This window comes from Pseudomonas sp. KH_050 (assembly GCF_057838875.1).
Genome location: NZ_CM174478.1, coordinates 3,960,901 through 3,979,817, shown reverse-complemented (window position 1 = coordinate 3,979,817; position 18,917 = coordinate 3,960,901). Strand labels below are relative to the sequence as shown.

21 protein-coding genes and 1 pseudogene are annotated in these 18,917 nt (G+C 59.9%); 14 read left to right on the top strand and 8 right to left on the bottom strand.

Annotated elements, in window-relative coordinates; translation table 11 throughout:
- Nucleotides 1-63 precede the first annotated feature (63 nt).
- Together AC3IUA_RS18025 and AC3IUA_RS18020 are read right to left on the bottom strand one after the other, a co-directional pair.
- A complete protein-coding gene (locus AC3IUA_RS18025) occupies nt 64-1,794 on the bottom strand; it encodes a copper resistance system multicopper oxidase (protein WP_489355927.1) in 1,731 nt (576 codons plus the stop codon).
- 89 nt (nt 1,795-1,883) lie between these two features.
- Nucleotides 1,884-2,087, bottom strand: a complete 204-nt coding sequence (locus AC3IUA_RS18020; protein ID WP_489355925.1) for a co-regulatory protein PtrA N-terminal domain-containing protein — start codon at nt 2,085-2,087, stop codon at nt 1,884-1,886.
- Nucleotides 2,088-2,470: 383 nt separating this feature from the next.
- On the opposite strand from AC3IUA_RS18020, the gene AC3IUA_RS18015 reads away from it, so the two are divergent.
- Nucleotides 2,471-2,800 carry a hypothetical protein gene (locus AC3IUA_RS18015; protein WP_489362386.1) on the top strand — a complete coding sequence of 110 codons (330 nt, stop codon included), beginning with the start codon at nt 2,471-2,473 and terminating at the stop codon, nt 2,798-2,800.
- A gap of 248 nt (nt 2,801-3,048) precedes the next feature.
- On the top strand, nt 3,049-3,495 hold the full coding sequence (locus tag AC3IUA_RS18010; protein WP_489355923.1) for a cupin domain-containing protein: 447 nt from the start codon (nt 3,049-3,051) through the stop codon (nt 3,493-3,495).
- Between the two features lie 342 nt (nt 3,496-3,837).
- Here AC3IUA_RS18010 and AC3IUA_RS18005 read toward each other — a convergent pair whose 3' ends face one another.
- Complete coding sequence (locus tag AC3IUA_RS18005) at nt 3,838-4,521, bottom strand: winged helix-turn-helix transcriptional regulator (protein WP_489355922.1); 684 nt, start codon at nt 4,519-4,521, stop codon at nt 3,838-3,840.
- Nucleotides 4,522-4,625: 104 nt separating this feature from the next.
- Between AC3IUA_RS18005 and AC3IUA_RS18000 the strand changes: the two genes are divergently transcribed.
- The 3 genes from AC3IUA_RS18000 to AC3IUA_RS17990 all read left to right on the top strand — a co-directional run bounded on the left by AC3IUA_RS18000 (nt 4,626) and on the right by AC3IUA_RS17990 (nt 6,631).
- Entirely contained in the window at nt 4,626-5,567 is a 942-nt protein-coding gene (locus AC3IUA_RS18000; protein WP_489355920.1) for a carbon-nitrogen hydrolase family protein, read from the top strand.
- A 73-nt stretch (nt 5,568-5,640) separates the two neighbouring features.
- Entirely contained in the window at nt 5,641-6,075 is a 435-nt protein-coding gene (locus tag AC3IUA_RS17995; protein WP_489355918.1) for a GFA family protein, read from the top strand.
- Nucleotides 6,076-6,259: 184 nt separating this feature from the next.
- A complete protein-coding gene (locus tag AC3IUA_RS17990) occupies nt 6,260-6,631 on the top strand; it encodes a PH domain-containing protein (protein WP_489362384.1) in 372 nt (123 codons plus the stop codon).
- Nucleotides 6,632-6,822: 191 nt separating this feature from the next.
- Here the strand turns inward: AC3IUA_RS17990 and AC3IUA_RS17985 are convergent, their stop codons facing one another.
- Nucleotides 6,823-6,942 carry an alpha/beta fold hydrolase gene (locus tag AC3IUA_RS17985; protein ID WP_489355916.1) on the bottom strand — a complete coding sequence of 40 codons (120 nt, stop codon included), beginning with the start codon at nt 6,940-6,942 and terminating at the stop codon, nt 6,823-6,825.
- A gap of 223 nt (nt 6,943-7,165) precedes the next feature.
- Here AC3IUA_RS17985 and AC3IUA_RS17980 point away from each other — a divergent pair, with 223 nt between their 5' ends.
- Nucleotides 7,166-8,179 (top strand): GlxA family transcriptional regulator, encoded by a 1,014-nt coding sequence (locus AC3IUA_RS17980; RefSeq protein ID WP_489355914.1) that lies wholly within the window; start codon nt 7,166-7,168, stop codon nt 8,177-8,179.
- Between the two features lie 105 nt (nt 8,180-8,284).
- On the opposite strand, the gene AC3IUA_RS17975 is transcribed toward AC3IUA_RS17980, so the two are convergent.
- On the bottom strand, nt 8,285-10,000 hold the full coding sequence (locus tag AC3IUA_RS17975) for an amidase (protein WP_489355912.1): 1,716 nt from the start codon (nt 9,998-10,000) through the stop codon (nt 8,285-8,287).
- A 133-nt stretch (nt 10,001-10,133) separates the two neighbouring features.
- Between AC3IUA_RS17975 and AC3IUA_RS17970 the strand changes: the two genes are divergently transcribed.
- The 3 genes and pseudogenes from AC3IUA_RS17970 to AC3IUA_RS17960 form a co-directional block, all read left to right on the top strand.
- Complete coding sequence (locus tag AC3IUA_RS17970) at nt 10,134-10,352, top strand: hypothetical protein (protein WP_489362383.1); 219 nt, start codon at nt 10,134-10,136, stop codon at nt 10,350-10,352.
- Between the two features lie 269 nt (nt 10,353-10,621).
- Nucleotides 10,622-10,849 (top strand): hypothetical protein, encoded by a 228-nt coding sequence (locus AC3IUA_RS17965; RefSeq protein WP_489355911.1) that lies wholly within the window; start codon nt 10,622-10,624, stop codon nt 10,847-10,849.
- A 10-nt stretch (nt 10,850-10,859) separates the two neighbouring features.
- Nucleotides 10,860-11,071: pseudogene (locus AC3IUA_RS17960) on the top strand (hypothetical protein); the annotation flags it as partial.
- A gap of 20 nt (nt 11,072-11,091) precedes the next feature.
- Here the strand turns inward: AC3IUA_RS17960 and AC3IUA_RS17955 are convergent.
- A complete protein-coding gene (locus AC3IUA_RS17955) occupies nt 11,092-12,396 on the bottom strand; it encodes an MFS transporter (RefSeq protein ID WP_489355909.1) in 1,305 nt (434 codons plus the stop codon).
- Nucleotides 12,397-12,710: 314 nt separating this feature from the next.
- On the opposite strand from AC3IUA_RS17955, the gene AC3IUA_RS17950 reads away from it, so the two are divergent.
- Nucleotides 12,711-15,548 carry an AMP-binding protein gene (locus tag AC3IUA_RS17950; protein WP_489355907.1) on the top strand — a complete coding sequence of 946 codons (2,838 nt, stop codon included), beginning with the start codon at nt 12,711-12,713 and terminating at the stop codon, nt 15,546-15,548.
- Between the two features lie 175 nt (nt 15,549-15,723).
- On the opposite strand, the gene AC3IUA_RS17945 is transcribed toward AC3IUA_RS17950, so the two are convergent.
- Nucleotides 15,724-16,119: an SEL1-like repeat protein gene (locus tag AC3IUA_RS17945; RefSeq protein ID WP_489355905.1), complete on the bottom strand. Its 396-nt coding sequence runs from the start codon at nt 16,117-16,119 to the stop codon at nt 15,724-15,726.
- 328 nt (nt 16,120-16,447) lie between these two features.
- Between AC3IUA_RS17945 and AC3IUA_RS17940 the strand changes: the two genes are divergently transcribed.
- From AC3IUA_RS17940 to AC3IUA_RS17930, 3 genes are all read left to right on the top strand, one after another.
- Nucleotides 16,448-16,819 (top strand): nuclear transport factor 2 family protein, encoded by a 372-nt coding sequence (locus AC3IUA_RS17940; RefSeq protein WP_489355903.1) that lies wholly within the window; start codon nt 16,448-16,450, stop codon nt 16,817-16,819.
- Nucleotides 16,820-16,860: 41 nt separating this feature from the next.
- Nucleotides 16,861-17,109, top strand: a complete 249-nt coding sequence (locus tag AC3IUA_RS17935) for a hypothetical protein (protein ID WP_489355902.1) — start codon at nt 16,861-16,863, stop codon at nt 17,107-17,109.
- 191 nt (nt 17,110-17,300) lie between these two features.
- Nucleotides 17,301-17,651: a BON domain-containing protein gene (locus AC3IUA_RS17930; RefSeq protein WP_489355900.1), complete on the top strand. Its 351-nt coding sequence runs from the start codon at nt 17,301-17,303 to the stop codon at nt 17,649-17,651.
- 191 nt (nt 17,652-17,842) lie between these two features.
- Here AC3IUA_RS17930 and AC3IUA_RS17925 read toward each other — a convergent pair whose 3' ends face one another.
- On the bottom strand, nt 17,843-18,514 hold the full coding sequence (locus tag AC3IUA_RS17925; protein ID WP_489355898.1) for a class I SAM-dependent methyltransferase: 672 nt from the start codon (nt 18,512-18,514) through the stop codon (nt 17,843-17,845).
- A 66-nt stretch (nt 18,515-18,580) separates the two neighbouring features.
- Between AC3IUA_RS17925 and AC3IUA_RS17920 the strand changes: the two genes are divergently transcribed.
- On the top strand, nt 18,581-18,883 hold the full coding sequence (locus AC3IUA_RS17920) for a hypothetical protein (protein ID WP_489355896.1): 303 nt from the start codon (nt 18,581-18,583) through the stop codon (nt 18,881-18,883).
- The last annotated feature ends 34 nt before the right edge of the window (nt 18,884-18,917 follow it).

The following is an 18,917-nucleotide window of genomic DNA, read 5'->3' as shown; positions in this document are numbered from 1 at the left end:
CCTGCGGTAACGATCACCCGGGAAAGACCGGGGGGGTAAAATATTCTGCTCATGGGTAGTTCCTCACTCTTGCACACGAACTTCACGGAACATGCCCATTTCCATGTGGTACAGGAGATGGCAGTGATAGGCCCAGCGTCCGAGCGCATCGGCGGTTACCCGATAGCTGCGTTTTGATCCCGGCGGCATATCGATCGTGTGCTTGCGGACCATGAACTGGCCGTTCTCGTCTTCGAGGTCGCTCCACATACCATGCAGGTGGATAGGGTGAGTCATCATGGTGTCGTTGACCAACACGACTCTGACCCGCTCTGCGTACTTCAGTCGCAGCGGCTCGGCATCCGAGAATTTCACGCCATTGAAGGACCAGGCGAACTTCTCCATGTGTCCTGTGAGATGCAGCTCGATGGTCCGGCCTGGCTCGCGTCCGTCCGGGTCCTCGAAAGTGCTGCGCAGATCTGAATAGGTCAAAACCCGACGGCCGTTATTTCTGAGTCCGATACCCGGGTCGTCCAGTTTTGGCGAAGTGCTCATCGCCTGCATGTCCACCAACGGATTGTCTTTTTCAGAATCTGGATGAGCCTGCATGTCGCTCATGCCTGCCATGGCCATGTTGCTGTGGTCCATGGCCCGCTTCGAGTCATGCCCCATGCCAGCCATGCCACCATGGTCCATCTCGCCCATGCCCATGTCATCCATGGTGAGCAAGGGTCTGGCGTCCATTGCGGGCACAGGCGCAGACAAACCGGCTTTCACCGCGAGGGTGCCTCGCGCATACCCGGTTCTGTCCATCGCTTGGGCGAACAAGGTGTAAGCCTCTTGAGTCGGCTCGACGATCACGTCGAACGTCTCCGCGACCGCGATGCGCAATTCGTCGATACTCACCGGTCTGACGTGTAGGCCATCAGCGGCGACCACCGTCATTTTCAGACCCGGAATGCGGACATCGAAGTAGGTCATGGAGGAGCCGTTGATAAAACGCAGACGAATCTTCTCGCCTGGTCGGAACACACCGGTCCAGTTCATGTTAGGTGCCTGGCCGTTCATCAAGTAGGTGTAAGTAGCACCACTGACATCGGCAAGATCGGTCGGATTCATCTTCATCTCGGCCCACATCTTCCGATCAGCGACCGTTGAACCCCAACCTTTCTCGCCGACATCGTGGATGAAATCAGCCACTGTCCGCTTGTTGTAGTTGTAGTAATCCGACTGCTTTTTGAGCTTCTTCATCAGGCCGACCGGATCTTCGTCCGTCCAGTCAGTGAGCATCACTACATAATCGCGGTCGTACTGGAAAGGCTCCGGTTCCTTCGCATCGATCACCAATGGCCCGTAGACACCTGACTGTTCCTGAAAGCCCGAATGACTGTGGTACCAGTAAGTGCCGTTTTGCCGGACCTTGAATTGATAGACGTACAAGCCATCGGGGTCGATGCCGTGAAAGCTGAGGCCCGGTACGCCATCCATGTTCGCAGGCAGCAAAATGCCATGCCAATGAATGGAGGTGGAGTCCTTGAGTTTGTTCTTCACGCGCAGGGTGACCGTGTCGCCTTCACGCCAGCGCAGAAGTGGCCCGGGAATTGTGCCGTTGATGGTCATCGCGGTCCTGGGGTTGCCCGTTATGTTGACGGGGGTTTCGCCAATGCACAGGTCGAACTCCGTACCCGCCAGAACATGCGATTCTCCAGGGCTTGTGATAGCCCAGACAGGGCTGCGCCATAGCCCGAGGCCGCCAAGGATTGCGCTCGCGGTCAGCCCCTTCACAAAGGTTCGTCTAGAAGATTTGGATTGCATGCCGATGTGTTCCCGGTCAGTCGGGTAGGGAAGGTGCCCCAAGCCAATCGGGTGATTACAATCCCGTAGGCCTGGAAAGCCTTGGACTCTCAGCAATGTGAGGTGTCGGAATGCTCTTTTTCTTGCGCGATTTGCTGGGCCGGCAGGGTTTTATCGGCCTTCCTGCTGGCCTCCATTGCTACATCACGTGACTTCATCATCCGCTCGAACACGCGATCGCTGCCGTTTTCCGCGGACGCCATCGACGAGATCGCCAGGCTGAGCGTCAGCAACAGAACTTTTGTAGATTTCATCGTTTGAATCCTCATTGTTGAAGTGCTCAGCCCCATCCTGGGAGGAGGGAAGAGGCTGAGCAGTGGGCTCGATGAGGATGCTAATGGGCGGTGCCTTTCAGAACGCTGAGCTCGCGATTACAGTTTTGACAGCTTCGCATCATGGGCATGGCGGCGTTGAACCTGTTCTCGCATCGTGCGGATGCGCGCCGAGATCGGCATAGTGTTCCAGGTGAGCCAAGGACTTTCAGGTCCTACACAGCCCCCGTTGGCCTGGTTGACGGTGTTGGTGTAGGACGAAATTTGCCAGGGCAGAGCGACAAAAAAGCAGGCATATTGCTGGCCCCTTCGCCTCGGGCTTGTTGTCAAACTTGCTTTCTTTTCAGCAGGTTAGGCGTGGCGGCATGCGAATTTTTGTATTGACCCTGGCAACATGCGTCTTGGCTGGCGCCGCGATTTCGGCACAGGCAAAGGAGTTGAGTAAAAATGACCGGTTCGTCTGCAGTTGGGGTTCTGGAATCGCTGGCGCTGCCCAGGAAACGAAGCTTTCCGGGATGAGCCTGTACGGCGCGCGGCGAAAGCTCCAGGCCCGCAAGTTCACTCAGCCCTGGATGCGAATGATGGCGATGGGCATCACCGAGCAAACCTATAACAGCAGTTCCCGCATGAAACCTGCCAGCGTCAAGCAAGCCTACTATGAGGGCTGCATCAAGCATGAGTTGGCGCGCCGTTAGCTCGCCATGTCAGCCGCGTCTTTCAACCACGCAGCGCAGGTTTCACTATGCCCTTTGCCCAGCCTGATGTGGCCAGCTCTTCGAGCCGTTGCTGCGTCAGCGGTCTGTACCTGGTTTTTTGTATGTTCGTGTATCTATCCGGGCTGCGTACACACGTGCTTTAAAAACTCCGCCATTGCGACACATCGTCAGTACATGTTGCGAACAAAGTAGGGCTTCCACATCCACTACTTTGAAAGGGCATGATCATGCGATGCAATCTTTTCCTGGCCACCACTGCGGTACTCGCCTCAATGGCTGGCTACGTTCACGCTCAAGAGGTGAAGCCGCTCACTGAGGCTAACCATGAGTCGCAGCCGGCAAAAAGCTGGCAGACCGGTATCCATCGCACGGATCTACTGCGTCAGGATCTGCACGCCGCCGGGCACGAGGTTATCCAGGCACGAGTCGATATCGATCCAGGTGTGTCTTCTCCCAAGCATTCTCATCCAGGCGAGGAAGTTGCCTACGTGCTCGAGGGCACGTTTGAGTATCAGCTCGAGGGGCGGGCACCGGTCACGCTTAAAGCGGGTGATTCATTGTTTATCCCCGCTGGCGTCGCGCATGTCGCGAAGAATATCGGTCAGGGCAATGCATCAGAGTTGGCCACCTATGTTGTAAAAAAAGGTGAACCACTGTTGGTGTTGGAGAAGTAAGCGACGTCGACCACTATGGTTTTCTTTCCGAGGCCGAAACCTACAACTACATGAAAAAAGTCTATCAATCCAACGGTAAGGACACGCCCGCAGAGCTATTCACGCGCTTAAGCAAAGCCCACGACTGAGTCTGTATTTGTTCCTTCGCTTTGCTGTGTCTTCATCGGGAGGAAAGCAGCTTTTCATACGCAGAACTCTCGATCTCTTTGCACGGCGCAGGTCTCGACTTGCGCCGTTTCCGTTTCCGCTCCTGGGCGATTTCTGCCGGTGGCGAACCATCGAAAAGGCCCCGGATCGGTCTTTCGCGTCCGGGTTCACGTTTGGCGATGGCAGCTGCCAGGGCTAGCGTGCAGCGCTGCGGGTACCGGCGAACGCGCTCGTGCCAAGCCAGCGCCACAAGTTTTCCGCATCCTGCACTGCGCCGTCTACACGCAGTTCTCGCGACTGAAGAACCTCCCGCGGTGTGCGGTCGCCCGTCCACACCTCGGTCAACGCGCGCACGCTGGAGTCCACGACAAGCGTCAGTTCGCGTCCGGGGTCGTCGCGACACAGGTCTGCCACACCCTGTTCAACCACGAGCCACCACTGTTGCTCACCGGGCCGCGCGTCGCGAAACCTGAAGTGGATGACCACCGGTCGGGACGGGAACGTCTCGACGCGCGCGAACCGGCGCACGTCCCACATCAGCAAACCTGCGTCGAGTTCGTCATCGCGAAGGCGACTGCCGATCCAGCGCGCGCCCCAATGACCCAGCGCCATGATGATGGGGCGCAACTCCTCGCCCGCCTCGGTCAGGCTGTACTCCCAGACTTTGCCTGCGGCGGTGCGATGCACGACACCGATATCTTCCAGATGGCGCAGCCGCTGTGCCAGCAGGCTGGTGGACATCCGTGGTACGCCGCGGCGCAGTTCATTGAAGCGCTTACTGCCGCACAACAGCTCGCGCACGACTAAAGGCGTCCAACGCTCGCACAGTGCTTCAGCACCGCGCGCGACCGTGCAGAACTGACCGTAGTTTTCGACCATTGCCTGGGCTCCGCAATTACAACGCTTCAGATTCTGAACTAGCCCCGCCACTTCGTCACGCGCACGCTGAAGCCATCGAAAGCCAACCGCCGAAGGAGAACGCCATGACCAAGGTAGCCATTATTCAGCGCCCGCCGGTGCTGCTCGATCGCAGCGCGACGATCGCCCGGGCCGTGCAATCGGTCGCCGAGGCAGCGGCGGCGGGAGCCTCGCTGATCGTTTTGCCCGAATCGTACATTCCCGGTTACCCGTCGTGGATCTGGCGGCTGGCGGCGGGAAGGGACGGGGCTGTAATGGGCCAGCTGCACACGCGGCTATTGGCCAACGCCGTCGATATCGCCAACGGTGACCTGAGCCCATTGTGCGAGGCCGCCAGGGATCACGCCGTGACGATCGTGTGCGGCATCAATGAATGCGACCGGCGCAATGGCGGCGGCACGCTCTACAACAGCGTAGTCGTTATCGGCGCGAACGGCGAAGTGCTCAACCGACACCGCAAGCTGATGCCAACGAATCCCGAGCGCATGGTGCATGGCTTCGGTGATGCAAGCGGGTTACGTACGGTCGATACACCGGTCGGTCGCGTTGGTGCGCTGATCTGCTGGGAAAACTACATGCCGCTGGCACGCTATTCACTGTATGCCCAAGGGGTGGAAATCTATGTCGCCCCCACGTATGACACGGGCGATGGCTGGATCAGCACGATGCGTCACATTGCACTCGAAGGCCGCTGTTGGGTGCTCGGCAGCGGTACCTCGCTGCGCGGCAGCGATATCCCCGACGACTTCCCGGCTCGTACGCAACTGTTTCCCGATCCGGACGAATGGATCAACGACGGCGACTCGGTGGTGGTCAATCCTCAAGGCCGACTCGTCGCCGGTCCATTACACCGAGAGGCAGGCATTCTGTATGCGGACATCGACGTCTCACTCGTGGCGCCAGCGCGGCGGGCACTCGATGTCACCGGGCACTACGCGCGCCCTGACATTTTCGAATTGCAGGTGCGGCGCACACCGGCGACAACGGTGCGCTACATCGACGAGTGAAGGCAGGCAAACATTCAGGCGATCCATTCCATCTCCGGCGGTATCGCCTGGCAATTGATCAAGGAGTCATGCCATGAGCATTGAACGGTCTTACAAGGGCAGTTGTTTTTGCGGCGCAGTCGAGTTCACAGTCAGCGGCGAGCCGGCCGCGATGGGTTATTGCCATTGCGAGTCGTGTCGGCATTGGTCAGCAGGGCCGGTCAATGCCTTCACGCTGTGGAAACCCGAGGCGGTGCAAGTGACTCGGGGGGCCGACAACATCGCCACCTACAACAAAACACCGCAGAGTTACCGCAAGTGGTGCAAGACTTGCGGCGGGCACCTCTTCACCGAACACCCGGGGATGGGGCTCATCGACGTGTATGCCGCGGTCATTCCGGATCTCGCGTACTCGCCAGGCGTTCACGTCCACTATCAGGAGACCATGCTGCGGATCAAAGATGGATTGCCCAAGCTGAAGGATGTCCCCAAGGAATCAGGGGGATCGGGCATCACCGTGGACGAATAGCGCTAGCAAGGCTTTTGGCCCGGCGTGGAAGGAAGCATTGGAACGTGTTGAACGGCTACTTCGCTTTCCAGTGACCATCGCCTGACTCGCAATGGGGCTGCAAAAAGCGCAGGCGCCGATGGTATGCTCGCTGCGCCACGCGTTGGTAATCCAGGGAATACTCGTTAAGGAAGGGGAAGGGCGGATGATCGATTTCAATAACAAAGGTTTTTTCAAACTCAAGCAAAACAACGAGTATGCAGAGCGAGTCACCGCGCTGCTGCTGGATGGCGAGCAAGTCATCGACGCCTATAAATCCATGCGCGACGGCGTCGTGTTTACCGATAAACGAATTATCGCGGTCAACGTACAAGGCATCACCGGCAGCAAAAAAGACTTCACTTCGCTACCTTACAAAAACATCGTCGCCTACTCCGTGGAAACCTCGGGCACCTTCGATCTGGACTCTGAACTGGAAATCTATTTTTCGGCACTGGGCAAAGTGAAATTTGAATTCACCGGGAAGACTTCGATGGTCGAGATTTCGAAACTTATCTCAAAACATCTGTTGGGCTGATGCCGCTCAGTCAAGCCGCAACTTGTACCAGGTAGCAGCTGCCGAAGGCTGCGTCCGGCTGCAAAGCAGTCGTGAATCAGGCAATGCAGTGTTTCAGGAAAATCGTGTACTGAGGTTTCACGACTGCTGCGCAGCCGGACGCAGGCTTCGCCAGCTGCTACAGAATATGCGCGCGGCTAAACCAAGCGACGTCACTGCTCAATGAAGTCGCGAATCGCTCGAATAGTCTGCGTTGGCGCTTCTTCCATCAGCCAATGTCCTGCCCCCGGAATCACCATTTCGGTGACCTTGTGCGCAGTATTGCGCATCACCAGTGCTTCATTGTTGCCGAAGGATTTTTCACCCCGATGGCCAGCACCGGCATTGTCAACCGTGTCGTCATCGACGCTTCGTTGAACCCAACCATCTCCAGTTTGAGGCTTGCCTGATCAGTCGCATAATGGTGCTAGGGCTTTTTGAGCTTCTGCAGTTAGCATGACGCTTTATCCGCGCACCAAGCGACAGGTTGGTTAACGTATCCGAGTGGGTCAAACATTGATCGAACGACGTCAATTCAGCGGAGGCATGAAGGGGAAAAACCTCCGCTATCTGAATGAAAAACCTGGCCAGCCTGCTCAAATGACTCGAGTAGGCTTCCTGCTGCTCGAGCATTTCTCGCTGCCTGCGTTTACCCAGGCACTGGATACGATTGTCACCACGAATCTTCTACGACCCGGGTTGTTCTCTTCCCGAACGTTCGGCCTGAGTGACGGGGAGGTCGTCAGCGATCTGGGCCTGGTCATCCGGCCAGACGCACGTCTCGATTCTTCAGCCATTCACAACCTGGATCTGCTGGTCGTTTGCGGCGGCTACAGGACAGAACTCAAGGCAACTGATGAGTTCATCAGCCTGTTGCGAGCGGCGGCAGACCAGGGTGTCAGTCTCGCCGGGTTGTGGAATGGCGCATGGTTCCTGGGCAGCGCAGGCTTGCTGGACGGATATCGTTGCGCCATTCACCCGGAACATCGTCCCGCGCTCGCGGAAATCTCCAAGGCGACGCATGTCACCAGTGAGCCCTATGTCATCGATCGAGACCGGCTTACGGCGTCCAGTCCCTCGGGGGCATTCCATATGGCGCTGGACTGGATCAAAGGGCTGCACGATAAAGCGCTGGTCGAGGGTATCGAGGACATTCTGGCGTTCGAGGAGTCTCGCTACCGGCGCATCAAACCGGCTGAAAATGTCTGTGTGAGCGCGCCCTTGCGCGAGGTGGTCAAGCTGATGGATGCCAACCTTGAAGAACCGCTGGAGCTGGAGCAGCTGGCGGTCTACGCCGGCCGTTCACGGCGACAACTCGAGCGCTTGTTCAAGGAGCAGCTGGGTACAACGCCGCAACGGTATTACATGGAGCTGCGAATCACCGAGGCACGTCGACTCCTTCAGCACACAGAGCTCTCCCAAGTGGACGTGCTGGTGGCCTGTGGTTTTGTGTCGCCCAGTCATTTCAGCAAGTGCTATAGCTCGTATTTCGGCTACAGACCTTCCAAGGAAACGCGACTCGTCAAATAAACGCCATTGTTGAGTCTGCGCACCCTCGCGCTGGTCTTGATCAGGGCAGATTGCTTGCTGTCAGTGGCCGGGATTGGCGCTTGTATCACCCCAATCCCGCCATTTCTATTGTTTGCCGCCGGGCAAGGGTGGGGTTCGAGGGGGGATCAATCGCTTCGTCCCGCTCGACTCAAACGCCGAAGCCAGGCGAAGCAGCGTCGAATCGTCATAGGCACGACCCGCGAATGTCAGCCCGACGGGCATGCCGATGTCCGGCATTACTCCCATCGGCACAGTGACCGTGGGAACCCCCAGGTGCCGGATCGCGAGATTGCCGTTGGCGACCCAGATGCCATTACTCCACGCGATATCCGCAGACTTCGGATCGACATCGGCATTTGCCGGCGCAACGTCGGCTACCGTCGGGAATATCACCGCATCGAGCCCCAGCCGATCCATCCAGTCCTCAAGATCGATTCGACGGGTCTGTTCAAGCCCCCGTAGCCCGTCAGGAACCGTGGCGATCTCGTCCCACGGTGTAATGCCGCGCTCGGCCATCCGCACATACTCGTCCATGCCAGCGACAAGGTCCCCCTCGCGGTTGGGCAGAGTCCCCGGGTCGTGCGGGAAAATCAGCGGTCCGTCGACATCGACCAGACGGTTCAGTTTCGGATCGCCGTTGGCCCGAAGAAAGTCATCGAACGCCCAGGCCGTCAGATCCCACAACTCATGATGAAGGAATTCTTTGGACACCAGGCCCCGAGTAAACACCGTCGGCGCACCAGGACGATCACCCTCGCAATTGGAGACCATCGGGAAATCCACCTCGAGCACTTCGGCACCCGCGGTTTCGAGTGCCTGGCGAGCCTCTTCCCAGAGTCCGATCACCGAGGGGCGGGTGTTGATTCGCTGCCCCGTCGGACCACCGATACCAGGCGCCTCGCTCGTGCCCGCTGCGGGATCCGCGTTGATGTACATACGGGGAACGCCAAAGCGCTTTCCAGCGAGCGCATCGGTATTCGCGGCAAGCGACCCATAGGAGGCGGGGCGCACCGAGGCGACACTCGGGATCGGCACCCAGGGTTGCATCCGCCATAGATCGCCCCGTGTGTCGGGATCATCCGCCACCACCACGTCGAGCACCTCGAGCAGGTCCGCCATTGTTCTGGCAAACGGCACGACAACGTCCATGGTTGGCGTCAACGGCCAGTTGCCGCGCACCGAGATCACCCCGCGCGAAGGCGTATAGGCACACAGGCCATTGTTCGACGCAGGCCCGCGTCCGCTCGACCAGGTTTCTTCAGCGAGGCCGAATGCCGCGAAGCTGGCGGCGGTTGCAGTCCCTGCGCCGTTCGATGAGCCCGATGCGAAGGGGGCAGTGAGATAGTCGGCGTTGTATGGGCTCTCCGCACGGCCGTATACCCCGCGCTGCATGCCGCCGTTCGCCATGGGCGGCATATTGGTCTTGCCCAGGCAGATCGCTCCAGCGGCGCGAAGCCGTTCGATGGTGAACGCATCGCGATAAGCAATCAGGTTGGCGAATGCGGGACTTCCAGAGGCTGCGGTGAGCCCCTTCACCAGATAACTGTCCTTGGCCGTATAGGGGATGCCATCGAGCGGACCCAGCGTCTGGCCCTTGGCCCGACGGGCATCGGACGCTTGCGCCTCCTTGAGCGCATCGGGATTTCGAACCACCACCGCGTTGAGGGCAGTGGGCGTGTCGGGTCCGTCATAGGCATCGATCCTGGCGAGATAGGCCTGGACCAGCTCAACTGCCGTTGTTCGGCCTGATTCGAGCGCAGCACGCAGTTCGGCAATGGAGACTTCGGTGACATTGATCATGCTGTTACCACCGGCTGCTGATGAGGGATGAGGTGAAGGCCTGGGTGCGGTAATGGTAGCGAGGTACTCCGGCCTACAACAAGCGCAAGACGCAGAACATGGCCGCAATCGACAATGCAACCTCCACCACGGGATCACCAGGGAGGAGCGCAAGGTCATTTTCGCCTCGTCCCTGGGCACGGTGTTCGAGTGGTACGACTTCTACCTTTACGGCTCCCTCGCCGCGATCATCGCGGCGACAGGTGATATCTACTACGGGCTGTGGTACCCCATCGTCATCGCCGTGATGACGGCCATTCCGGGTACTTTCTTCCTGCCGGAAACCAGGGATCGGGAAATTCATCACACATAAGGTTGGCCCTCGCCCTCCCGTAGCAGCTGTCGAGTAGAACGAGGCAGCGTCCGAGGACGGAGTCCTCGTAATACCTGTGCTCGTGGCTGGCTGGCCAGGGCCAATGGTTCAAGCCTGGCCACCGGGCAATCCTGCAATAGGAGTGGTCAAATGGGCCGCCGGTGGATATTGAAGGTCACTTCATGACCGTCCGTAACCCAGCCCGAGGGTTAGCTCACACTTCGCTATGCTTGACCACACGAATCACCGTGGGCGTGAGGAACGACCCGATGGGGCCGGTCACTTACGACCCCCATCCGCCCGATGAACTCACTGCGGGTGCGACCGGCATAAAGCCGTTTCTGGCCGATGACGAAAGCAGGGTGAACTGTGTCCCACTAGAAATCTGGAGGAGAAAGATGAACTGGGTTTACGTTCTTCTCAGCATGATGGCCATCGCCTCTAGCTGGTGCCTGGCTGCAGGCTTCGCCATCGCGCGCCAGAACAAGCACAAATAAATAGAGGCAAACCCGGCAGTACGCTTACGTCGTTGATGGCTGGGTACTCGTTGGAATGGATCCAATTCTATACAGAGCCCACATACTAGCCGAACGAAAGCCTCGCTGATCTACCGACGGTCGAAAAATCTTCCAGCTGCACAACGGTTACTCGGGCCCACAAGGCTCGGGAGCACTGTTCGTTTTTGGCCAAATGAGCCCGTCGCGACAGGCGAAAACTGACCCGGCAGGGACACTCCCTCTCACTTTCCGAGACTCTCGGCAGGGCCGACAGCTGCCTGCCGCCCGCGCTCGAGGTTGACGCCGGCCAGGATCAGCAGGCCGACCACGAAATAGCTGCCGGTGATCAGCATCGCCAGGCGGTGATCGCCGCCGGACAGCCAGCTGGTCAGGCCGTAAGTCATGGGGCCGAGGATTGCCGACAGTTTGACCGCCAACCCCCAGAGGCCGAAGAATTCCGCCAGGCGCGTCGGCGGCGTCAGCAGCCCGACTATCGCGCGGCCGGCCGATTGGCTGGCACCCATGCACAGACCGGCGAGGTTGGCCGCCAGCCAGAACAGCTCGGGGCCGCGCGCGACCCAGACCAGACCGACCATGCCGAGCCAGCCCAGCAGGGTCAGCGCCAACATGGCGCGATGGCCGAGGCGATCCTGCAGCGAACCGAACAGCACGGCACCGATGGAGGCCGTGATATTCACCACGAAGATCAGCAGCAGCGTGTCCTGGGTACTGAAGCCCATGACCTGATTGGCATAGATGGCCGCCAGGGCGATCACCGCCGAGATCCCGGCCTGGTAGCAGACGGTGCAGGCTAGGAAGCGCAGCAGATCGCGATAGTGCTCGGCTTCGCGCAGCGTCTGCGCGAAGCGCGCCAGCGCCGCTTGCGCGATAGGCGTGTCGCCGCGCCCTTGCTGCGGCTGGCTGCGTTCGCGCAGGAACAGGAAGGTCGGTACGCTGGCGATGGCGAACAAGGTCGCGGTGATCAGCATGCACACCGGCACGAACTGCGCCGCAGTCTGGCCCTGCGCCTGGGCCCAGCCGACGAAGGCCAGGCAGGCGCCCAGGCTGACCAGGCCGCCAATATAGCCGAACCCCCAGCCCCAACCGGAGACTTTGCCCAAGGCATCTGCACGGGCGAGTTGAGGCAGGAAGGCGGCGATCAGGTTCTCGCCGCTGCCGAAGCAGAAGTTCGATAGCACGATGAACAGGATCGCGACACCGAGCTCCCCCGGCCCGGCCAGTGCAAGTCCCGCGGTAAAGGTGACGCAACCGACCGTGCTGAACAGCAGCAGGCGCTTCTTGCAGGCGAAGGCGTCGGCGTAGGCACCGATCAGCGGCGCGGTCAGGATGATCAGGACATAGGAGAGGGCGGTCGCGCTGGTCCAGGCCAGCGTGCCCCAGGCTTCGCCCTTGGCGACCACCGCGACGAAGTAGGCGTTGAACACGGCGGTGATCACCACCGTCGTGTAGCCGGAGTTGGCGAAATCGTACATCGCCCAGGCCCAGATTTCTCGGCGTGTCACTCCGGGGGCAAGGCTGGCTGGCATGGTGATCTCTCTGCAGGTGCTGGGTCCTTAAGAGCCTAGCCCCAAACCGTAGCAGCTGCCGAAGGCTGCGTCCGGCTGCGCAGCAGTCGCAAATCCTGCTTCCCCGATTTTTCTGGAATACCGCGGTGCCTGATTTTACGACTGCTGCGCAGCCGGACGCAGGCTTCGCCAGCTGCTACGGATTGAGCCGGGGCCTGGCTCAGCCTTCCTGCGAGCGCTGCAGCCGATGATGGCATTCCCTGTCGCCGCCATAGGCGCATAATGTCAATTGGCAAGGATCTACGCACAAAGTGTTTTGTCACGAGGGGCCGCCGATGTCTCGTCCGCCTCCAGAAACCCGCGCCGTTCCCCGTTCCGATGGGGATGCGGAAAAATTGCTCGAAATTGTCCAGCGTACCGTGGTTGAGTTGCGTCCGCAGGCCGCGGAAGGTTTGCAAGTCACCTTGCACAGTGTGCTGGATCGAGACCTGGGCGTAGACAGCCTGGCCCGGGTCGAGCTCTGGTCACGCATCGAGCACGAATTCGCTGTGCGCTTGCCGGAATCCCTGTTCGCCTCGGCGGACACCCCCGCCGATGTACTGCGCGTGTTGCACAGCAGACCGGGCGCCGAGGCGGTAGGCCCGCGGCCCTCCAGCGACTCCAGCGAGGCCCTGACAGCAACGGAGCAGACGCCAGGCGCCGCGCGGACCTTGATCGAGGTGCTGGAATGGCATGTGCGCCATCAGCCGCAGTACCCCCACGTGCGCCTGCTGGGTGAAAGTGACCAGCTGGAAGACATCAGCTATGGCGCTTTGCACCATGGAGCCCAAGCCGTTGCCGCAGGGCTGCAACGCAGTGGCTTGCAGAGCGGCCAGACCGTGGCCCTGATGCTGCCCACAGGGCGTGACTTTCTCCATGGCTTTTTCGGCATCCTGTTGGCCGGTGGTGTGCCGGTGCCCATCTACCCACCGCTGCGCCTGTCGCAGATAGAGGATCATCTGCGCCGCCAGGCCGGCATCCTGCGCAATGCCGAAGCCAAAATGCTGATTACCGTCACGGAAGCGAAGCTGCTCGCCCGGCTGCTCCGGCCGCAGGTCCCGAGTCTGACGCGCATTGCCAGCGTGGCCGAGCTGACAGGCGAGGGGGGCGAGTGCATCACACCGCTACGGCAACCGGATGACATCGCCTTCCTGCAGTACACCTCGGGCAGCACCGGCCAGCCCAAGGGCGTGATGGTCAGCCACGCTAATCTGCTGGCCAATCTGCGCGCCATGGGTGGGGTGCTGAAAGTCGGGCCGCAGGACGTGTTCGTCAGCTGGCTGCCCATGTACCACGACATGGGCCTGATCGGAGCCTGGCTGGGCAGCCTGTATTACGGCTACAGCCTGGTGCTGATGTCGCCGCTGGCTTTCCTGGCGCGGCCTGCGCGTTGGCTATGGGCCATCGATCGCTTGCACGGCACGATGTCGGCGGCACCCAACTTCGCCTACGAACTGTGCCTGAGCAAACTCGCTGACGATGACCTCGAGGGCCTGGACCTGAGCAGTTGGCGCGTGGCCTTCAACGGTGCCGAGCCGGTCAGCCCGGATACTTTGCAGCGCTTCGCCGAACGTTTTGCTCGCTACGGCTTTGCGCCCACCGCGCTGGCACCGGTCTATGGGTTGGCCGAGGCCACGTTGGGCGTGGCCTTTCCTCCCTTGGGCCGAGGGCCGCTGATCGACCGGGTGCAGCGCGAGGCGTTCCAGACCCACGGCAATGCACTGCCCGCCGAAGCGGACGCCAGCGCAACGCTGCGCTTTGTCTCCAGCGGCCGGCCGTTGCCGGGCCATCAGATTCGCGTCGTCGATGGCCGCGGGGTCGAGCTCCCCGAGCGCAGCGAAGGTCACCTGCAATTTCGCGGGCCCTCCACCACCGGTGGCTACTACCGTAACCCCGAAGAGACCCGCCGGGTGCTGCGCGATGGCTGGTTCGACTCGCTCGACTTCGCCTACATGGCCGGCGGTGAGGTCTACCTGACCGGCCGTGCCAAGGACCTGATCATCCGTGCCGGGCGCAACATCTACCCCTACGATGTCGAAGCGGCGGTCGGCAATTTGCCCGGCCTGCGCAAAGGCTGCATCGCGGTGTTCGGCAGTCCTGACCCGACCACCGGCACCGAGCGCCTGGTGGTGTTGGCGGAAAGCAACGAGAAGGAAGCCGCTGTGCGGCAACGCTTGCAGCAGGAGGTCAACCGCATCGTGGTCGACCTCACCGGTGTGGCGCCCGACGATATCGTACTGGCGCCACCGCATAGCGTACTGAAGACCTCCAGCGGCAAGATTCGCCGTGCGGCCAGCCGCGAACTGTATGAGCGCGGCGAAGTGGGGCGGCCACACCTCGCCGTATGGCGCCAGCTCCTGCGCCTGGTGCTGCAGGCCGTACGCGGAAATTTCGGCCGCAGCTGGCGGACCTGCCGCGCCGCGCTGTATGCCGCTTACATCTGGTTGCTTTTCTGGCTGGTCACACCGCTGACCTGGCTGGGTGTCGCGATCCTGCCGCGCCAGCGTTGGTGCCGCAGCTTTACCCGCGCGGCCGCGCGGCTGTTCTTGCGCCTGGCGGGGGTGCCGTTCAGCATCACGGGGCTGGAGCACCTGCCTGAATCAGGGGGCAGCGTGCTGGCCGTAAACCATGCCAGCTACCTCGACGGCGTCATTCTCTGCGCGGCCCTGCCGCCGCGGTTCAGCTTTGTTGCCAAGCGCGAACTGGCTGACCAGTGGATCGCCGGCCGCTTCCTGCGCCAGCTCGGCGCCCACTTCGTCGAACGCTTCGACCTGCAGCGCAGCACCGCAGACGCCGAGTCCCTGGCCGAGGTGCTGCAGGCTGGCCAGCCCCTGGTGTTCTTCCCCGAGGGAACCTTCACCCGCGAGCCAGGCTTGCGCACCTTCCACATGGGCGCCTTCGTGCTTGCCGCGCGTGTTGGAGTGCCGCTGCTGCCGGTCGCCATCCGCGGCACGCGGGTGGTGCTGCGCGAAGGTCAGTGGTTCCCGCGCCACGCGGCCATCCACGTCAACGTCTGCTCCCCGTTGTTGGCACAGGGGCCGGGCTGGATGGAGGCAATCAAGCTGCGGGATGCAACGATAGCGGCGCTGCTGGAGCACCTGGATGAATCGGAACGGGCCCAGCGCTCAGGTTAGGCGACTGCTTCGCTGGCGTCGGCTGTGACAGCGGCACCCAATCGCCTGCGTTTCCTGCCTGCCCTTATGATGCTTCAGGATCAGTGTTCACCCAGGCATCTGTATTTCTGCCTTTGGCATTCACCTTGACAGAAACTATGCCATTCCAGGCTATGAGTCTGGATATCGCAATCGGTCAGGCACGAGTCAAAATACGCGTAGCAAACAGCTTTGGGAGGCTTCTCTCCATCGCTGTTACCTTTTTCAGATGAATTATGTGTGATGGCCCGCGCTGTGAGGCACGCTCAAAGTAATACAGGGCTCTGGGGCCGTCCTTGAGGGTGCCTAAGCCTAGATAGCTGGCTTCGCCCAACAAGTAGGAAGAAAGTGAGTCACCTGATTTGTCTCCCGCCGCTGCGTATTCAAATGCCTTGGAAAACTCTTCTTTGGACGGTGCGGGATTTTCCATGAATGTCCTGGCAATCAGTCCATAGGCATAGCCCAAACCACTTTCGGCGGCCCTATAGCAGTACGGCGATGGCTGCGGCGCCCGCTGCATCCCATTTCCCAGAACTCCTGCTTCGCAGAGCATGACTTGAGCTTCTGTGTCGCCTTGCCCGGCCAGTTTATGGAGCCCGGTAAACGCACTCGTGTAGCGTCCCTGGCGATAGAGATCTTTTATGGTTTGCGGGTCATCGGCAGACTGGACCAGCGGTGAGAAACATAACCAGAAGCAAAACCCGAAGGGTCCCGCCGATTTCCACGCATAGCCGTATTCTTCATACGGACGCTCGGAACATGTCGACTCACTTCAGGACAATTCAGCACGCGGTGCTAGACTTTCTGGTTGATCAGCCCCTGGGGAGACAGTCGATCAACCTGCACCTGCGGAGCGAAGACGAGAAAACCAGAGGTTCGACATGACTACTCATTCGTTGGATACAGAACTCATCAACCTTGTGGTACGCAATTATGTAGAGGGCATGGTATTCGCAGACGAAGTATTGCTGCGGCAAGCCTTTCACCCAGACTGTCGCATCATTGGCCACTACCTTAAAGAGCTTGATTGGTTATCCCTTGATGAATTTATCGGAGCAATCAAGACCGAAGGCCCGGCTGCAAAAGAGGTAAAACCCTTTTGGGAGATTATTAATCTGGATATAACCGGTGATGCCGCAGCGGTAAAAATCATTGATGATTATATCGGCATGAGATTTACAGATTACCTGTCGCTACTGAAAATTGATCATCGCTGGATGATTGTTAATAAACTGTATTACTACCATGAATAGAGGGGCGCTAATCCTCCTGTTATCCCTATTGAGAGGCCGGTATGGCCGAAGAAAACACTGCCCGATTTAAAGGCCCAAATCTGACTGCGGAGCTCGTCGCTTGCGTTGAGCGGTTTGAACCCGATCCTGGACTTGAACCGGGCACGAGCGAATACACCCAGATACAAAGCCTGGTCGCACAGGAGATCGAAGCGTCGTCGTCCGCTGCGAAGAAGACCTGGAGCCGCTTCGGGGAGAACTGCAGGTGGGGGACGGAAATATTCATCTGGCAGTGCGATCAGCGCATCTGAGGTTCTACACCCCGACCGCAGGCCACGACCGCACTATAATTAATGTGTGTCTGTGTCTGTGTCTGTGCCTGTGTTTGTGTAGCGAGCATTCCAAAACCAATCAGGTGCCGTATCGCTAGCCTGAGAGGTGGAGGACAGCACAGCAAATGGGACGGACAGTGCATCTGATTACGTGAGAGAGGGTTTCAACCATGAAAAATAACGCCTTCCAGCATTACTCTCATGATCTGGGAATGGCCGTTCACGACGCGTGGATTACCGCCAAAGTGAAGTCGACCCTGGCATTTTCCGAGCCATCCCTTAGCCTGCATATCAATGTCAAAACCCATGCGGGCGTGGTGGCGTTGAGCGGTCGCGTCAACACCCATAGAGACTGTGAAAAAGCCGTCAGCCTGGCCCGTTCGGTTCAGGGTGTCACCGAAATCGACGCCAGCGACTTGCAGACCCACGTGTTCACGCCAGGAAGTTTTCCAGAAGCTCCCAACGCTGAAGAGAGCACTGAGAGTCGGCCACAATCGTCAGAAAAGATGGACGACAAATGACAATGACGGATCGAGGACTCCACTGACTGACAGACCATGACGCTACCGGCCACCGGTAGCGCGGGCACGGGATCTGTTGCGAGGTGCAGTCCATCAATCTGCCGGGCGCAGGACGCTGAAGGTCTGTGTGCCCCACGGTAGCGTCTTCGCGAAATGGACGAGGAGCGCTTCTGGCCGATTTCTGATTGCACTCACTCCCGCTGCTCGGCCACCAACAGCAACGACTGCGGCACAGGACTTTGCGGGTGCTGCGGCTCCTGCAGGCTGGCCAGCCGAAAACCGGCGATGTCCAGAGCATTGAGCCAACTGGACAAGGTGCGCAAGTACCACGGCATGGGTTGCCACTGCCCCTTGAACCCGGCGAAGGTCTCTGTGCGCCAACCATCCTGATAGTCGCCCGCCGCTGCGGTCCACGGATGCAGGGTCTGGATCACCAGCGCGCCGCCAGGGGCGAGCAGGCCGTTCATGGCGGCGAGCAGAGGGATGATGTCCTGGTGCAGCAGGGCGAAGTTGGCGCAGATCAGGTCGTAGTCGCTGCCGATGTCCACCTTGGCCTCCACCAACTCTTCATAGCTCGCCAAATGCACCCGCGAAGAGCCCGTCGCCCGCGCCGCCTCGACCAGCGTCGCATCGCCATCCACACCGACCGCCTTGATGGCCCGTTCAGCCAGCGCACGCAACAGCCAACCCTCGCCGCAGCCCAGGTCGAGCACACGCTTGGGCTGGCGGCCTAGAACCGCCAGCAGGATTGCCTGGTCGGTGACCTTGAGGCGGCTTTCGATGGTGCCGGTGCGGACGGCTTCGATCCAGGATTGGGCGTTGTAGTGCCAGCTTTGGAGGAGGGTGGATTCGGGGGTGGGCATTTCGATGTCCGGCGTTGTTGACTGGAGGGAAGGATAGGACACGTGCGGGTGAAGCGGACCTTGTCGATGACGCTTTACCTGGATCCGGTCGACATGCTGGCAGGCAAGATCCTGGGCGGCACCGTTGGTGGGATCTCCTTCAGAAAGCATCTGCTTGAGGCATTCACATTCCTCAGCTCCAGGCAGCACGCCGCAAGTGGTCGCTACCAGCACAGTGACACCCTCGGCGTTGAGTATCCTGACTTCGGCTTTTGCGTGACCGCGTTCATCGATGCCAGCGATGAGCCAGTGGCAGGTGATCTGTTCTCCCGCGTAAACCGGTCGTTTGAACTCGAAACTCAGCGGCACGTTCTCTTGGGCTCTTCATAAAGACTCCTGGGGAGATAAGGGTTGTGTCGCTAAA

What these genes read in the sequence shown, in the direction of transcription:
- AC3IUA_RS18025 (WP_489355927.1), bottom strand. Translation starts at nt 1,794, where the DNA reads ATGCAATCCAAATCTTCTAGACGAACCTTTGTGAAGGGGCTGACCGCG.
- AC3IUA_RS18020 (WP_489355925.1), bottom strand. Translation starts at nt 2,087, where the DNA reads ATGAAATCTACAAAAGTTCTGTTGCTGACGCTCAGCCTGGCGATCTCG.
- AC3IUA_RS18015 (WP_489362386.1), top strand. Translation starts at nt 2,471, where the DNA reads ATGCGAATTTTTGTATTGACCCTGGCAACATGCGTCTTGGCTGGCGCC.
- AC3IUA_RS18010 (WP_489355923.1), top strand. Translation starts at nt 3,049, where the DNA reads ATGCGATGCAATCTTTTCCTGGCCACCACTGCGGTACTCGCCTCAATG.
- AC3IUA_RS18005 (WP_489355922.1), bottom strand. Translation starts at nt 4,521, where the DNA reads ATGGTCGAAAACTACGGTCAGTTCTGCACGGTCGCGCGCGGTGCTGAA.
- AC3IUA_RS18000 (WP_489355920.1), top strand. Translation starts at nt 4,626, where the DNA reads ATGACCAAGGTAGCCATTATTCAGCGCCCGCCGGTGCTGCTCGATCGC.
- AC3IUA_RS17995 (WP_489355918.1), top strand. Translation starts at nt 5,641, where the DNA reads ATGAGCATTGAACGGTCTTACAAGGGCAGTTGTTTTTGCGGCGCAGTC.
- AC3IUA_RS17990 (WP_489362384.1), top strand. Translation starts at nt 6,260, where the DNA reads ATGATCGATTTCAATAACAAAGGTTTTTTCAAACTCAAGCAAAACAAC.
- AC3IUA_RS17975 (WP_489355912.1), bottom strand. Translation starts at nt 10,000, where the DNA reads ATGATCAATGTCACCGAAGTCTCCATTGCCGAACTGCGTGCTGCGCTC.
- AC3IUA_RS17965 (WP_489355911.1), top strand. Translation starts at nt 10,622, where the DNA reads ATGGGGCCGGTCACTTACGACCCCCATCCGCCCGATGAACTCACTGCG.
- AC3IUA_RS17955 (WP_489355909.1), bottom strand. Translation starts at nt 12,396, where the DNA reads ATGCCAGCCAGCCTTGCCCCCGGAGTGACACGCCGAGAAATCTGGGCC.
- AC3IUA_RS17950 (WP_489355907.1), top strand. Translation starts at nt 12,711, where the DNA reads ATGTCTCGTCCGCCTCCAGAAACCCGCGCCGTTCCCCGTTCCGATGGG.
- AC3IUA_RS17945 (WP_489355905.1), bottom strand. Translation starts at nt 16,119, where the DNA reads ATGCTCTGCGAAGCAGGAGTTCTGGGAAATGGGATGCAGCGGGCGCCG.
- AC3IUA_RS17940 (WP_489355903.1), top strand. Translation starts at nt 16,448, where the DNA reads ATGACTACTCATTCGTTGGATACAGAACTCATCAACCTTGTGGTACGC.
- AC3IUA_RS17935 (WP_489355902.1), top strand. Translation starts at nt 16,861, where the DNA reads ATGGCCGAAGAAAACACTGCCCGATTTAAAGGCCCAAATCTGACTGCG.
- AC3IUA_RS17930 (WP_489355900.1), top strand. Translation starts at nt 17,301, where the DNA reads ATGAAAAATAACGCCTTCCAGCATTACTCTCATGATCTGGGAATGGCC.
- AC3IUA_RS17925 (WP_489355898.1), bottom strand. Translation starts at nt 18,514, where the DNA reads ATGCCCACCCCCGAATCCACCCTCCTCCAAAGCTGGCACTACAACGCC.
- AC3IUA_RS17920 (WP_489355896.1), top strand. Translation starts at nt 18,581, where the DNA reads ATGACGCTTTACCTGGATCCGGTCGACATGCTGGCAGGCAAGATCCTG.